At 58.1% G+C, this 15,227-nt stretch carries 11 protein-coding genes; 8 read left to right on the top strand and 3 right to left on the bottom strand.

Annotation, left to right across the window (positions count from 1 at the left end; genetic code table 11):
- Window positions 1-106 precede the first annotated feature (106 nt).
- From ABEA58_RS00830 to cysB, 3 genes are all read left to right on the top strand, one after another.
- Complete coding sequence (locus ABEA58_RS00830) at window positions 107-784, top strand: TetR/AcrR family transcriptional regulator (RefSeq protein WP_345547908.1); 678 nt, start codon at window positions 107-109, stop codon at window positions 782-784.
- Window position 785: 1 nt separating this feature from the next.
- On the top strand, window positions 786-1,688 hold the full coding sequence (locus tag ABEA58_RS00825) for a 5'-nucleotidase (RefSeq protein ID WP_345547906.1): 903 nt from the start codon (window positions 786-788) through the stop codon (window positions 1,686-1,688).
- 168 nt (window positions 1,689-1,856) lie between these two features.
- Window positions 1,857-2,828 carry an HTH-type transcriptional regulator CysB gene (gene cysB, locus ABEA58_RS00820; RefSeq protein WP_345547904.1) on the top strand — a complete coding sequence of 324 codons (972 nt, stop codon included), beginning with the start codon at window positions 1,857-1,859 and terminating at the stop codon, window positions 2,826-2,828.
- 154 nt (window positions 2,829-2,982) lie between these two features.
- Here the strand turns inward: cysB and ABEA58_RS00815 are convergent, their stop codons facing one another.
- The 3 genes from ABEA58_RS00815 to ppsR all read right to left on the bottom strand — a co-directional run bounded on the left by ABEA58_RS00815 (window position 2,983) and on the right by ppsR (window position 5,710).
- On the bottom strand, window positions 2,983-3,264 hold the full coding sequence (locus tag ABEA58_RS00815) for a hypothetical protein (protein ID WP_345547902.1): 282 nt from the start codon (window positions 3,262-3,264) through the stop codon (window positions 2,983-2,985).
- A 179-nt stretch (window positions 3,265-3,443) separates the two neighbouring features.
- Window positions 3,444-4,808: an aminodeoxychorismate synthase component I gene (gene pabB / locus ABEA58_RS00810; RefSeq protein ID WP_345547900.1), complete on the bottom strand. Its 1,365-nt coding sequence runs from the start codon at window positions 4,806-4,808 to the stop codon at window positions 3,444-3,446.
- 74 nt (window positions 4,809-4,882) lie between these two features.
- Window positions 4,883-5,710: a posphoenolpyruvate synthetase regulatory kinase/phosphorylase PpsR gene (gene ppsR / locus ABEA58_RS00805; protein WP_345547898.1), complete on the bottom strand. Its 828-nt coding sequence runs from the start codon at window positions 5,708-5,710 to the stop codon at window positions 4,883-4,885.
- A 158-nt stretch (window positions 5,711-5,868) separates the two neighbouring features.
- Here ppsR and ppsA point away from each other — a divergent pair, with 158 nt between their 5' ends.
- The 5 genes from ppsA to ABEA58_RS00780 all read left to right on the top strand — a co-directional run bounded on the left by ppsA (window position 5,869) and on the right by ABEA58_RS00780 (window position 15,213).
- Complete coding sequence (gene ppsA / locus ABEA58_RS00800; RefSeq protein ID WP_345547897.1) at window positions 5,869-8,232, top strand: phosphoenolpyruvate synthase; 2,364 nt, start codon at window positions 5,869-5,871, stop codon at window positions 8,230-8,232.
- 518 nt (window positions 8,233-8,750) lie between these two features.
- Entirely contained in the window at window positions 8,751-9,323 is a 573-nt protein-coding gene (locus tag ABEA58_RS00795; protein WP_345547895.1) for a L,D-transpeptidase, read from the top strand.
- A gap of 428 nt (window positions 9,324-9,751) precedes the next feature.
- A complete protein-coding gene (gene rraA, locus ABEA58_RS00790) occupies window positions 9,752-10,228 on the top strand; it encodes a ribonuclease E activity regulator RraA (protein ID WP_345547893.1) in 477 nt (158 codons plus the stop codon).
- Window positions 10,229-10,725: 497 nt separating this feature from the next.
- Window positions 10,726-12,963, top strand: coding sequence for an acyl-CoA dehydrogenase (locus tag ABEA58_RS00785; protein ID WP_345547891.1), 2,238 nt, complete (start codon window positions 10,726-10,728; stop codon window positions 12,961-12,963).
- Between the two features lie 21 nt (window positions 12,964-12,984).
- Entirely contained in the window at window positions 12,985-15,213 is a 2,229-nt protein-coding gene (locus ABEA58_RS00780; RefSeq protein WP_345547889.1) for an acetyl-CoA hydrolase/transferase C-terminal domain-containing protein, read from the top strand.
- Window positions 15,214-15,227: the final 14 nt, after the last annotated feature.

Genomic DNA, 15,227 nt, shown 5'->3' with positions numbered 1-15,227 from the left:
CCGGTTTTTTTTTGCTTTCAATTAATCCGCTACGCAGAGTAGTCAAAAACAATAATAGGTAGTGAATGATGATAAAATGGCGGAAACATGGAGGGGGAAGGGCATAATGGAAACCGGCCAGAAAAAACGTAAAAGCCAGCTGGCACCCCGGCGTGAGCCTGTGCAGGCGCGAGCCCGTGAGCGCACCCGGCAGATACTCGATACCACCGGACGGTTATTGGAAGAAGTGGGGCTCGACGATCTGACCACGATCCTGATCGCCAAGGAGATCGGTGTTTCCGTTGGGTCTCTTTATCATTATTTTCCCAATAAGCACGCCATTCTCTACGCAATGGGGGAGCAGTGGCTCTCCAGCATGACGGCAGCGCTTGAGGAACTCGCCGAAGCCGACCTCGAGAACATGACTTTGGAGGCATTTATTGCCGAGTTGCTGGAGCGCCTGCTTGGGGTGTATCGGGAGCAGCGCGGCCTTTTGCCGCTGGTGCAGGCCATGTGGGGCATCCCGGAATTGCACGAGCTGGATGCCCGCCATGATGAGCTGGTTATCCGGCACCTCACCAAGATGTTCCGCCGGCTCAAGTTCCTCTGCCCACCCAATGAGATGAATCGACTTGCGCGGGTAACCCTCGAGACTTTCCACGCTGTCTTCCTCGTCATCGTCAACCAGCAGGGTACCCGCGCACTGCGTTCCCGCGTCGACTTACAGCAAATGCTGCTGACGTTACTGGTTCGCAACCGCAATGAAGAAAAACCTTCCGGGCTTGATGACGTGGAGGCCCCCTGACATGCAGCTCGCCCATAAGCTGGTGATCGCCATTTCCTCACGCGCCCTGTTTGACCTCAGGGAAAGCCATCAGGTTTTCGAGGAGCAGGGGCTTGAGGCGTTCTCGTCTTACCAGATTGAGCGGGAAAATGATGTTCTACCGAAGGGGGATGCTTTCCCTCTGGTGGAGAAGTTTCTGCAGATCAACCAGCGCCTTGAAGGAGAACCCAAGGTCGAGGTCATACTGCTCTCTCGCAACAGTGCCGATACCGGCCTGCGGGTTTTTAATTCCATTGAACACTATGGACTGACAATTACCCGTGCGGCTTTCTGCAACGGTGAGAGCCCCTATCGCTACATTGCCCCGTTCGGCTGCGACCTGTTTCTATCCAGTGATGGCCGCGATGTTCGTCACGCGCTGGAGCAGGGCGTGGCAGCGGCGACCCTCATTGCTGGTGGTTCAAGGCAGCGGGCGGACGATACCCTGCGCTTTGCCTTCGATGGTGATGCGGTGCTGTTTTCCGATGAGGCGGAACAGGTCTTCAAGCGACAGGGCCTGGAGGCCTTCACCGCTTCCGAGCGCGCATCTGCCCAACAGCCCCTTGGGGGCGGACCCTTCAAGGGGTTTCTGGAGGCCTTGCAGCGTCTTCAGGCGGAATTTGACCCTGACAGTTGCCCGATCCGAACTGCCCTGGTCACCGCCCGCTCCGCTCCAGCCCATGAACGGGTGATTCGCACGCTCAGGGCGTGGAATATCCGCCTCGATGAATCCATCTTCCTTGGTGGTCTGCCGAAGGGGGAGTTTTTGCGGGCATTCGGTGCCGATGTTTTCTTTGACGATCAGCCCACCCACTGCGCTTCGGCGGCTGAACATGTGGCTACAGGCCATGTGCCCCACGGCATCGCCAACGAGGAGTCTGCCTGAGGCGGCCTAACCGTGATTTTGCTGGCGCAAAAATTCCTGAATCAGCCAATTCTTCTACTTGGCTCCCCTAAGCCCCGACTGCTATTCTGTTCTCGCATAACTTGATGGTGTTTTTATAACTCCGCACCCAGGTGCGGGTACCAGTTGCCGAAGAGACAGGGAGAATCCATGAAGCTGCAGCAGTTGCGTTATATCTGGGAGGTGGCACACCACGACCTTAATGTCTCGGCAACCGCACAGAGCCTGTTTACCTCCCAGCCAGGAATCAGCAAGCAGATCCGCCTGCTGGAGGATGAGCTCGGTGTCGAAATCTTCGCCCGCAGCGGCAAGCACCTCACCCGGGTAACGCCAGCCGGCGAGGCCATTCTGAAAACCGCCGGTGAAATTCTGCGCAAGGTGGATAACATCCGGCAGGTTGCCCAGGAGTTCAGTAACGATCAGAAGGGCAGTCTCTCCATTGCGACAACCCATACCCAGGCGCGCTATGCGCTGCCACCGGTCATCAAGTCTTTTATCAGCCGCTACCCGGAAGTTTCCCTGCATATGCACCAGGGCACGCCGATGCAGATATCCGAAATGGCCGCCGATGGTACCGCAGATTTTGCCATTGCCACCGAAGCGCTGGAGTTGTTCAGTGACTTGGTGATGATGCCGGTCTACCGCTGGAACCGCTGCTTACTGGTACCCAAGGATCACCCCCTGTGTCAGGTGAGCAAGCTGACTTTGGAAGAGGTAGCTCAATTCCCCATCGTCACCTATGTATTTGGTTTCACCGGTCGTTCGAAGCTGGATGAGGCTTTTCTGGAGCGCGGGCTGTCTCCCAAGGTGGTGTTCACGGCGGCGGATGCGGATGTGATCAAAACCTATGTGCGGCTTGGCCTTGGTATCGGTATTGTGGCAGACATGGCGGTGGACGAGGCGGATGAGGATCTCGTCGCGCTGGATGCCAGCAGCCTTTTCGAGTCCAGTGTTACCAAGATCGGCTTTCGCAAGGGGATATTCCTGCGCGGTTTTATGTACGAGTTTATTCAGCAATTCGCCCCACATCTCACCCGTGAACTGGTTGATCAGGCCGCTCACGTCTCGTCGCGGGCGGAACTTGACGAGCTTTTTGCCGGGCTGGAGCTTCCTGTTTACTGATGATGCAGGCTCATTGGCCGGGCTTGTGGGTTCACCGCGTAGAGCCGTGTGGAGGTTTCGGGGGGACTAAATCCAGCGGTGCAGCCCGTGGTGCAGGCCCGCTGCCTGCACCGGCTCTTTAGGGGGATCTGTGAGGGGAGTCTAAACGAGGGACTTAAGCGGAAAGCGGGCGCAACACCTCTTTCACAAACTTGAAATACACGGTGTATACCCGCGGCTCCTGGCCTTCTTCTTCAACCAGGAAGAAAGGCGCCCTGTTGACCTGATGCTCCCGCGCCAACGCAAGACCGGGACTGTCACTATCCCGCTCATCGGCGATGATGGTTTCATCGATCAGCCGCAGCTGATCATTCTCCCGCAGTTTCTCTTCCACATCCCGGCACTTGGCGCAGGGGCTGCCGTCCGCGAGAATCTTCTTGACCAGGGTAATGCGCATTTTTTAAATCCTTCAGCGACTACGGGGGCCGTCACGCTTTAGAGGCGGCTCCTCCTTTTGCGGCACAATCTAGCAAGGCTCAAGCCCGCCGTGAAATACCAATGGGGGATATTTCTATAACTGAAAGAGTGGTTGCGCGCTGCGGCGGTCGCACGCAGTTCACACAGCCCAAATAGGTATTACCCCGTGTGTTGCGTGGGGTTCTGATGAAAATTTTCCAGTGTTGAGAGCAGCAGGCCGACTTTGCTGAGACATTCTCGATACTCCGCAGCCGGGTTGGAATCTGCCACGATACCGCCACCTGCGGCGCAGGTCAGTTGCTCGCCGTCGGCGGAAAAAGTGCGGATGGCAATATTACTGTCCGCCCGCCCGCAGCTACTCAGGTAGCCGATACTGCCGCAGTAAAGGCCGCGGGGGCTGAGTTCCTGCTCGCGGATAATCTCCATCGCACGACGCTTGGGGGTTCCGGTGATTGAGCCGCCGGGAAAGCAGGCCTGCAGCAGTTCGGCAAATCCGCATTCTTCGGGCAGTTCGCCGGTGACGGTGCTGACCAGGTGGTGAACATTGGCAAAGCTTGCCAGCTCAAACAGATTGGGCACACGCACACTGCCTCGCTGGCAGCACTTGCCGAGATCGTTGCGCAAAAGGTCGACGATCATCAGGTTTTCTGCGCGGTCTTTCTCGCTTCGCTGCAGGGCGGCGGCAACTTGCCTGTCCTCGGCAGCATCGTCCACCCGCGGTGCGGTGCCCTTGATGGGCTGGGTCTGTACATGGCTGCCATCCGCGGAAATAAACCGCTCCGGAGACAGGCTCAGCACATGGCCGCCGTTGGGAATGCCCATGAATGCGGAGTAGGGGCCGGCGACGGTGCTGCGCAATGCCAGATAGGCCTGAAACAGGTCACCTTCGTAGCTGGCGGCAAAGCGCTGAGTGAAGTTGGCCTGGTAGATGTCTCCGGCTTTGATGTAGTCGAGTACACGCTCTACACGTTGCTCGTAATCCCCCTGGCTCATTTCGTGGGCAAAGGGTTTCAGCAGGCGAAATCTCGCCCCCCTGGGCGCAGTCTGCCAGCGAACGGCGGTGAAGCGTGCAATCAGGTCGGCAACCTGAACAGGGGTGGATGCAGGGTGAAAGACCAGGTGGGTCGCCTGCAACTGGTGATCCACGATCAGTGCCCAGGTATAGAGCCCAAAGAAACCGGCAGGCAGTGGCGTCGGGCGCACATCCGCTGGCAGGAAGTTGCCCGCCATACCCAGCTCATAGCCGGCATAGCCCATGACCCCGCCGCAAAAGGGTAATTGTGCATCGCGATCCACCTGGCTCAGCTCACACCACAAGTCGTCGATTGACTCAAAAGGGGCCGGGCTGTCGGCTGTCAGCTCCAGAGTGTTGATGGGATCGGCGCTGATAATATCGTAGCGGCCACCGGGCGCCACCGGGCGCCCGCTGTCAAGCCATACAGGCGCAGGAAGGTCCGCGATAGCCTGGAAGGCTGCCGGCGTGTTTAGGGAGTAGGGGAGGGATACGATCTGTAAAGACTTCATTCCAGCTTCGTTTACACCTGCCGCCGGCAACGGTTTACCGGCGGTTTTCCTGAGAAGGATAAAAGGCGGCTACTTTAACCGATACGGCGCTCAATACCAGCCTGTGACATCAATCGTGTCGCCAGCTCCTCCACAGAAAGCTGGGTTGCGTTCAGGCACGGGATCTGCGCCCGTCTCAGCATCTGTTCAACCTGCCGGACTTCAAATTCACACTGCTCCAAAGAAGCGTAGCGGCTATTGGCGCGGCGCTCCTGACGGATGCTCATCAGGCGCTCCGGGTCAATGGTGAGGCCGAACAGCTTGTGGCGATAGGGGCGCAGGATCTTCGGCAGTGTGGTGGAATCCATATCCTCTTCGGTGATGGGGTAATTCGCTGCGCGCAGGCCAAACTGCAATGCCAGGTAGAGACAGGTGGGTGTTTTTCCGGAGCGGGAAACGCCGACAAGTATGAGGTCGGCGCGGTCGAATTCCCTCACGCGGCGGCCGTCGTCATTATCCATGGCGAAATGTACGGCTTCTATGCGCTCGCTGTAGCGGCGATCATCGGCGATGCCATGGGAGACGTTGACACTCTGGGCGGGGTCGCGGCCGAAGAGATTCGCCAGTGGTGTCAGGTAATTCTCGAAGACATCCAGCATCAGTGCTGAACTCTGATGTAGCTGCCGGCGGATCTCGTTAGAGACAATACTGGTGATGATAATGGGCTGCAGCCCCGACTCCACTGCTGCCTGCTCGATGCGCTTTAACACCAGCTGCAGCTTTTCCGCCGAGTCGACATAGGGAATGGTGACCTGTTCTACCTGCTGATCCCGAAACTGTGCCAGCAGGCTGTGGCCAATGGCCTCTACCGTCAAGCCGGTGCCGTCTGAGATGAAAAATGCCGTGCGTTTGTCTTTTGCCATGATCCCGCTTTCCAATTTTGAACCCGGTCAGGCAGGCTGAAGAGCTGCGCCCACCTCTGTTGTAGAAAAACTACATTTTCAGCGATTTTTACCGGGTATTTTTTACAAAATGCATCCTTATAATCAGCGCCAGATTTCCAGCAGCTGAGGGCAACCGCGTGACGAACTTCACCATCGAATTCGCACAGTTGGGTATGGGCGACGTCGACAAGGTCGGCGGCAAGAACGCATCATTGGGTGAAATGATTTCTTCACTCGCCGGTGCCGGAGTTCATGTTCCCGGTGGCTTTGCCACCACCGCCGAGGCCTTCCGTGCCTTCCTGGCCCACGAGGGGCTCGAGCAGCGTATCGCCGACCGGTTGCAGACGCTCGATGTTGCCGATGTTACCGCATTGGCGGCCGCCGGACAGGAAATCCGCCAGTGGATTATCGATACTCCATTCCCCGAGGAGCTGGATAAAGAGATCCGGGCCGGCTACGAGGCGCTGGGTGGCGGTCAAACTGCGGTGGCAGTGCGATCCTCCGCAACCGCGGAAGACCTTCCCGATGCCTCATTTGCCGGTCAGCAGGAGACTTTCCTGAATATTCGCGGTATCGATGCGGTGCTGCAGGCGGTGAAAGAAGTCTTCGCCTCCCTCTATAACGATCGCGCCATTGCCTACCGGGTACACACCGGCTACGCCCATGCCGGCGTGGCACTTTCCGCGGGCATCCAGCACATGGTACGCAGCGAAACTGGTGCGGCAGGGGTCATGTTTACCCTGGATACCGAGAGCGGTTTCCGCGATGTGGTGTTCATTACCTCGTCCTATGGCTTGGGCGAGACAGTGGTGCAGGGCGCGGTTAACCCGGACGAATTCTACCTTTACAAGCCCGCCCTCGAGGCCGGCCGCCCCGCCATCCTGCGCCGCAATCGCGGCAGCAAGGCGATCAAGATGGTTTACGACGGCAACGGCGATTGCGGCCGTTCCGTTAAGACTGTGCCGGTGGCCGAGGAAGACTCCCAGCGTTTCTCCCTCACCGACGAGGAATTGACCAGCCTTGCCAAGCAGGCCTGCCTGATTGAGGCCCACTACGGCCGCCCCATGGATATTGAATGGGCCAAGGACGGTGACACCGGTGCACTGTTTATTGTGCAGGCGCGCCCGGAGACTGTGCGTTCCCGCGACCAGGGAACCAGCCTGGAGCGCTACCACCTGCGTGAGCGGGGCGAAGTGCTCTGTGAGGGCCGCGCCATTGGTCAGCGTATTGGCGCCGGCAAGGTGCGCGTGCTGGAGTCCGTGGAAGACATGGCCTCAATGCAGGACGGCGAGGTTCTGGTAACGGATATGACCGACCCGGACTGGGAGCCGGTACTGAAAAAGGCCAGCGCGATTGTCACCAACCGTGGCGGTCGCACCTGTCACGCCGCCATCATTGCCCGCGAGCTGGGCATCCCGGCGGTAGTGGGCTGCGGTGATGCCACCGACAAGCTCGCCACCGGCACTCCGGTAACCGTCTCCTGTGCCGAGGGCGATACCGGTTTTGTGATGGCCGGCGAACTGGACTTCGAGCGCGAAGAAACCGAAGTCAGCGACATGCCCGATCTGCCATTCAAGATCATGTTGAATGTGGGCAACCCCGATCGGGCGTTTGCGTTCAGTCACCTGCCCAACCAGGGTGTGGGGCTGGCGCGGTTGGAGTTCATCCTCAACCGCATGATCGGCATCCACCCCAAGGCATTGCTGGAACTGGACACACTGCCGGATGAACTGCAGCAGAGCATCCGCAAGCGTATCGGCGGTTACGCCTCTCCGGAGGACTTTATTGTCGAAAAGCTGGTTGAGGGAATCTCAACCCTGGCAGCGGCTTTTGCTCCCAATCGGGTCATTGTGCGTCTGTCCGATTTCAAATCTAACGAGTATGCGCACCTGCTGGGTGGCCAGCTGTATGAGCCCAGTGAAGAAAACCCCATGCTCGGTTTCCGCGGTGCGGCCCGTTACCGCTCCAAGGATTTCCGCCAGTGTTTCGCTCTGGAGTGCAAGGCGCTCAAGAAAGTGCGCGATGAGATGGGCCTGACCAATGTAGAAATCATGGTCCCGTTCGTGCGCACGCCGGATGAGGCCGCGGAGGTCATTCAGCTGCTGGCCGACAATGGCCTCAAGCGTGGCGAGGCCGGTCTCAAGATCATCATGATGTGCGAGCTGCCCTCCAATGCGTTGCTGGCCGAGGAGTTCCTGGAGCATTTCGATGGTTTCTCCATCGGCTCAAACGATCTCACCCAGTTGACTCTGGGGCTGGATCGGGATTCCGGCCTGGTTGCCGACCTGTTCGACGAGCGCAATCCAGCGGTCAAGGTGCTCCTCTCCCGGGCCATTCAGGCCTGCCGGAAAGCGGGCAAGTACGTGGGTATCTGCGGGCAAGGGCCCTCGGACCACAAGGACTTTGCGCGCTGGTTGATGGATGAGGGCATCGATAGTGTTTCACTGAACCCGGATACGGCAGTGGACACCTGGCTGTTCCTCGCCAACCAGGAAATCTGAGTCTGAAAAAGCGGCCCGCAGGGGCCGCTTTTTTTTGCCTGCTGCTCCCCGGGCATTGTTTACCGTGATCAACCCCTCACCAAAGTTCACTTTTCATCACCTCATCACCTCATCACCTCATCACCTCATCACCTCATCACCTCATCACGCCAAGTTCTGCCGAGCGCTTATCTCCCTCACTTTCGCACGCCAAGTGAATTTTTTACCTGATTAAGCTTTTGTCGGGTAAGAAGAATTTGGTCTAAGCGCGGGATTTTGTGGCCATAAAATCTAAAAAGCTCCTCCATGCCCAGGTTTTTATGGGAGCGGACTTAAGAGAACAGTAATGATTTTTCCACTGGAATTTCAGCTAGGACTGTTCAGGGAGACTTTCTGGTGTGCTCAAAGCTGAACCCGATACACAGTCATGCCCGAGACACAGCCGCGGCTGTTGCCCGGTAGAGAGAGCACTCATCATCCGCTACCGATTCTCTCCTGGGCCATTTTGGAGCCGTGCCCTGAGACGAGTGAGGTAGACCATGCAAGCGATCAGATTGAGTTTTCAGCAGTGGTATTTGACGGTTTTGATGTTCTGTCTGCTCGCTTTGCTCGCCTCCGAACGCGCCGAGGCCAACACCCGGGGCGTTAACTGGTTTGATGAGAATGCCGCTGCCAACACTTCCGGAGCGACTTCGATTCACATCAATCTCAGTGAGCAGCGCGCATACTTTTACAAGGGCGGAAGACTGGTCGGTGTTTCTAAGGTTTCTTCCGGAAAGCCGGGTTATAGCACCAGACCGGGACACTTTCGGGTGCTGTCGAAACACCCAAACCATCGCTCCAGCATCTACGGTAGCTTTGTCGACAGGCAGACCGGGCGCGTGGTGAAGGCCGATGTGAACACTCGCAGGGATCGGCGCCCCCCTGGCACCTATTATCGTGGCGCCAAGATGAATCACTATATCCGCTTCAACGGCGGCATAGGGTTGCACGCGTCCGGGCATGTGCCGGACTACCCGGCTTCCCACGGCTGCGTTCGCATGCCACCACATATGGCTGAAAAATTTTACCGTTATGCCCGCGTTGGCACACCGGTAAAGGTCAGCTGGTAAAGATGAGCTGCTAAAGATGAGCTGGTAATGGCTGGGCTGAATGATCAAACCGGATGGGTTTAACGGCCAAAGTTCAGCTGCTCAGGACAACCCCCCTTTACCGTCGCTGACGCTTTATCAATAGCGCCTCTCGCTGGCTTGACCTTCCGTTAGCGCTTAACGCCTTAGCGGCAGGATTATCAAAGTGGTGAATACCGGCCATTTCTTGCCAGCCAGTATTACAACGCTAGAATCAGCTTGGCTATATTTGGGCATATTGGCACGTATAAAATTGGCGTATTAGGCCGAATATTTACCTCGTTGCGGTTTAGGCCCACCTGCTTATGAAAGCAACAGCCGGTTGAAATATTTGTTTTTGATGGTTTCAACCGGACAAGAACAAATTAAGACGCAAGAACAATACCAGTAGCAGATAAAAGGCAGCAGAGATGATCAGCACTCCGGATATATGTGATGCCCATGGTGACAAGGTTCGGGTTCTCGAACCCATGATGATTAATTTTGGTGGCAGGGAGAGTTTCGGGGGCCAGATTGTCACCATCAAGTGCTTCGAGGATAACTCCTTGGTCCGCGAGCTGGTGGCGGAACCCGGACAGGGCAGGGTGCTGGTGGTGGATGCCGGAGGCTCCATGCGTCGAGCCTGCCTCGGGGATATGCTGGCAGAAAAGGCCTGTAAAAATGGCTGGGAGGGAATCCTGATGTACGGCTGTATTCGGGATGTTGACGAGATCGGCCAACTGGATATCGGTGTGCAGGCGCTGGGAGCGCACCCGATGAAGACCGAGAAGAAAGGCATTGGCGAGCGCGATATTGCCGTGCACTTCGGCGGCGTGACTTTTACGCCCGGTGAGTTCGTCTATGCGGACAACAACGGGGTCATCGTTGCCCGCGAATCACTAATCTAAAATGCCGCCTCCGATCATGGGGGCGCCCCCTTACCTAAAAGCGGTTACGAACCACCGGGTGGTGGTTTGTTTATTTTTAGTCTCCCCGCTGCGTTCCGCATGTCTTGTCTTCAGGCCCTCTCTTCACGCCCTGTCTCCCGGGTTTTGCCACTCCCAGGTATGGCTGTCCACGCCGGGCGGGCGCCCCCTGAGCAACCTAAGGCACTATTCCTGAGCGCTACCCGCAGTCTGCAGCGACGATGGGTTTATACGCCTCCGGCCGCTGTCAGCCGCCAGCGATGTACCGCCCCGAACCTCAGTACTGTTGGTGGGGAGGCTGCCCCGCCAATCCTCCACTCCGTGACCGGGCCGACGACCATTGCCCACCTCTGTCGCCTATTATTTGAGCTGAATACGATCTCTACTCTGTGACGATTTTGAGCCTGGTATTCATTGCCCGTCACTTCCCAGGCGGCACAAATCGCGCAACATACACACGCAACGCGGGGGCCTTGCATATGAGTGATCTGCGCAAAAGATGGCTGACCGGTCCGCTTCTAAATCTGATCAAAAAGGTTTTACCGCCCATTTCCGAGACTGAACGGGAAGCCATGGAGGCCGGTGAGGTCTGGTGGGATGCCCAGCTACTCTCAGGCAAGCCCGACTGGGACCAACTGCTCAATATGGGGCCGCCTCAGCTGACCGATGAGGAGCAGGCTTTTATCGGCGGTCCGGTGGAAAAGCTCTGCCAGATGATCGATGACTGGCAGATCAGCTTTGAAGATCGCTGTATACCCGACGAGGTGTGGGCATTCCTGAAGCAGGAGCGCTTCTTCGGCATCATCATCCCCAAGGAGTATGGCGGCCTCGGTTTTTCCCCCACCGCCCATGCGGATATCGTCACTAAAATCTCGACTCGCAGCACCAGTGTTGCCGTGACAGTCATGGTCCCCAATTCGCTTGGCCCGGGCGAGCTGCTGATGGCCCATGGCACCGATGAGCAGAAGAAACACTATCTGCCGCGCCTGGCCGATGGACGTGAGATTCCCTGCTTTGGCCTGACCGGTGTCGAAGCCGGTTCAGACGCCGCTTCCATGACCGATACCGGAGTCGTCTGTTATGGCGACTATAAAGGCGAGAAGACACTGGGTATGCGGGTCAACTGGCACAAGCGCTACATCACCCTCGGCCCGGTGGCGACGATTCTCGGTCTGGCTTTCAAACTCTACGACCCGGACCACCTGCTCGGTGAGCGGGAGGAACTCGGGTTCACCGTTGCCCTGGTGCCCACCGACACCGCAGGGGTAACCATCGGCCAGCGCCACCTGCCGGCCATGCAGGCATTCCAGAATGGCCCCAACTGGGGTAAGGATGTGTTTATTCCAATGGAGTGGATTATCGGCGGGCAGGAAAATGTCGGTCGTGGCTGGCATATGCTGATGAGCGCACTGGCGGCGGGGCGGGGGATTTCCCTGCCTTCACTCTCCACCGGTGGCGCCAAGATGGCGGCACGGATGACCGGAGCCTATGCCCGAATTCGCGAGCAATTCAGTATCCCGATTGGCCGCTTCGAGGGGGTGCAGCGACGGCTGGCAGAGATCGCCGGCATTGCCTATGTGCTCGACAGCGCCCACAAGACGACGACTCGCGCCCTGGATAAAGGGCACAAGCCAGCGGTGGTTTCGGCGATCATGAAGGCCCACGCCACCTATGGCCTCAGGGACGCCATTAACGATGCGATGGATATCCATGCCGGCAAGGCAATCATGGACGGGCCCCTGAATTACCTGGGTAACGTCTACCGGGCCGTGCCGGTTGCCATTACCGTGGAGGGGGCGAATATTCTCACCCGCAGCCTGATGATTTTCGGTCAGGGGGCTATTCGCTGCCACCCGTATCTTCTCGATGAAATGATGGCGGCGGAAAACCCCGACGCCGAAGCCGGCGTAGAAGCGCTGGACAAGCTGCTGCCCAAGCACCTGCTGTTTCAGATTAAAACGCTCCTGCGGGGTGTGTTCCATGGCTGGACCGTGGGTATTTTCGCCAGCAGCCCCAAGGGGGGCGGCCACGCCGCCAAGTACTATCGGCAGCTCAACCGCTACTCCGCCGTGCTGACCCTGGCGACGGAAATATCACTGATGTCCCTTGGCGGCGAGCTGAAGCGCAAGGAGCTGATCTCCGCACGCCTCGGCGACGTTCTCAGCCAGTTATACCTGTTGAGCTGTACCCTCAAACGCTTCAAGGATGATGGCGCCCCGGAGGGGGATCGTCCGCTGCTGGATTTTGCCATGCGGGCGGGCCTGCACAAGGTAGAGACCAGCCTGCTGGAGGTTTACCAGAACTTCCCGCGGCGTTTTCTCGGTCACCTGATGCACTTCCTCACCATGCCTTGGGGACACAGTGTACACACCGCATCAGACCGCCAGGCCAGGGAGTGCGCGGAACTGCTGATGAAGCCCTCCGAGAGTCGCGACCGTCTCACCAAGGGGGTATTTCTGGGCAATCCCGGTGATGGGGTCGACCTGGTCGAGCAGGCTTTTCGCAAGGTATGCGCCAGTGAGGCTGCGCGGGATAAGCTCAAAAAGGGCGGTATTCGCCTGTTGAGCCACGACACCATCAAGGAGGGGCTCGAGCGCAAGCTCATCAGTGATGAAGAGGCGGATGAACTGCGCGATGTGGCCGATGCGGTTTACATGGCAATTCAGGTAGACCACTTCGATGACCTTGGCAGCAAGTGTGCGGGCAAGGGCAAGTGAAACTGACTGAGGCAAGCAGCGATGGGAAATGGCGAGAGTGCGCAACCCCAGCGTTTTGACAGTGCGGAAGCCTGTGCAGATGCGGTGATCGCGGAGGTCGGCAAAAATATCGTTCTCGGCCTGCCGCTGGGCATTGGCAAGGCGAACCATTTTGCCAATGCTCTTTACGCCAGGGCAGAGCAGGACCCTTCGATATCTCTGACGATTTTCACTGCGCTGACTCTGGAACTGCCGCGAGGGCACAGCGCTATCGAGCGCCGCTTTATCCAGCCCCTGCTGGACCGGCTTTACCCCGACTACATCGACCTTGCCTATACGGCAGCCCGGCGCAATCACTGTCTGCCGGACAATATCGAGATTTGCGAGTTTTTCCTGCTCACCGGCGCGTACCTGAATAACCCGGTGGTGCAGCGGGATTATGTGAGCTCGAATTACACTCATGTGCCCCGCGACCTGATGGATCGTGGAGTCAATGTGATCGCGCAGGTGGTGTCTCCCGCTAAAGACGGCCAGCGCTTCAGCCTGAGCAGTAATCCCGACCTCACCTTGCCGCTGCTGAAGCTGGCCCGCGAGCAGTGCGATCAGCGGGTTTTTCTGGTCGGTGAGAGCAACCCGCAAATGCCATATATGCCGGGAGATTCGGAACTGGCGCGGGAGCAGTTCGACTTTCTGCTGGAGGGAAAAGATTTCGATACGGCATTGTTTGCCGCACCCTCTCCGCCAATCGGTTTAACTGAATACGCCCAGGCATTTCATATCGCCAGCCTGATCAGGGATGGCGGTACCTTGCAGGTGGGCATCGGCGCATTGAGTGATGCCATCTGCCATGTGCTCGGGTTGCGGCATAGCCACAATCCAGACTACCGGGAAATGCTGCGGGATCTCACCGCAGATGACTCGTTGCAGTTCCGCGAACGGCTTCCGCTGGAAGAGGGACGCTTCGAGCGTGGACTTTACGGGGCCAGCGAAATGGTTCCGCCGGGATTTTTACACCTGCGGCACCTCGATATTTTGCGGCGTGAGGTCTATGCGGACGCGGCGCTGCAAAAGCTGATCAACCAGGGGGAAATCACCACGAAGGTCACGGGGGACACCCTCCTTGCCCTTGCGCGCTGCGGCAGAATCAGCAGCCCCCTGACCCGTGAGGATACCGAGTTTTTACAGAAGTTCGGCATCATTGACCCCAGCTATTCATGGCGCGGTCACCGCCTGCTGAGCCCTGAAGGTGAACAGGAAGACTGTGACCTGAACAGCGAGAGCGGGCGCCGGCGGCTTTTGGGTGCCTGCGCCAACCAGCCTCTCGATGGCGGAATCTGGCTGCACGGGGGGTTTTATCTCGGCCCCGCGTTTATGTACCAGGAATTGCGCGAGATGCCAGCGGCAGAGCTTGCGGGCATCAATATGACGGCGATCGATTACATCAATGACCTGCAGGAAGAGCGGGAGCTGAAAGTCGCCCAACGTCAGGAGGCCCGTTTTGTGAACTCCGGAATGATGGTCACCCTTGGCGGTGCCGTGGTTTCGGATGGCCTTGGGCAGGGGCAGGTGGTCAGTGGCGTCGGTGGGCAATATAACTTTGTCGCCCAGGCCCATGAACTAAAAGACGGCCGCTCCATCATTGCCGTGCCCAGCACCCGCATCAGCGGCGGTGAGGTCCAGAGTAATATCGTCTGGGAATTCCCCCACACGACGATTCCCAGACACCTGCGGGATATTGTCGTCACCGAATACGGTGCAGCGGATCTGCGCGGCAAGACCGACCGCAATGTGATGGTGGCGATGCTGGCCATCTGCGACTCCCGTTTTCAGGAAGCGCTGCTGGCTAAAGCCAAGGCCGCCGGAAAAATCGAACCGGATTACACGATTCCGCCGGAGTTTACCCGCAATACCCCAACTCGCATCCATGCCGTGTTCAGTGACCGGCAGCGCCTATCCCTGCTGCCTTACTATCCGCTGGGCAGCGATTTCACCGATGAGGAGGCCATGCTGGCCATAGCCCTGAAGCGGCTCAAGGGCCACAGCCGCAAGTGGTGGAAGATGTTGCCGTTGATTCTGGCGGGGCGAGCTGCCTACCGGGATCGCTCGGAGCGTGCGGCCTATGTCCATCGCTGCCTGCAAAGAATGGGCTTTGAGGGTACCGACACCTTCGAGCATCGCCTCGAAAGCTATGCCGTGGCCGGCGCCGTAAGGAAATTCGTAGACCTGCGCAGGCCCCTTCGCCCCCTTCGCGGGAGTTGCCCCGGCAAATGAATTGGCGCCGCGCA

The organism is Microbulbifer aestuariivivens (assembly GCF_039545115.1).
Taxonomy (GTDB): domain Bacteria; phylum Pseudomonadota; class Gammaproteobacteria; order Pseudomonadales; family Cellvibrionaceae; genus Microbulbifer; species Microbulbifer aestuariivivens.
This window is presented reverse-complemented; position numbering and strand designations above follow the sequence as displayed.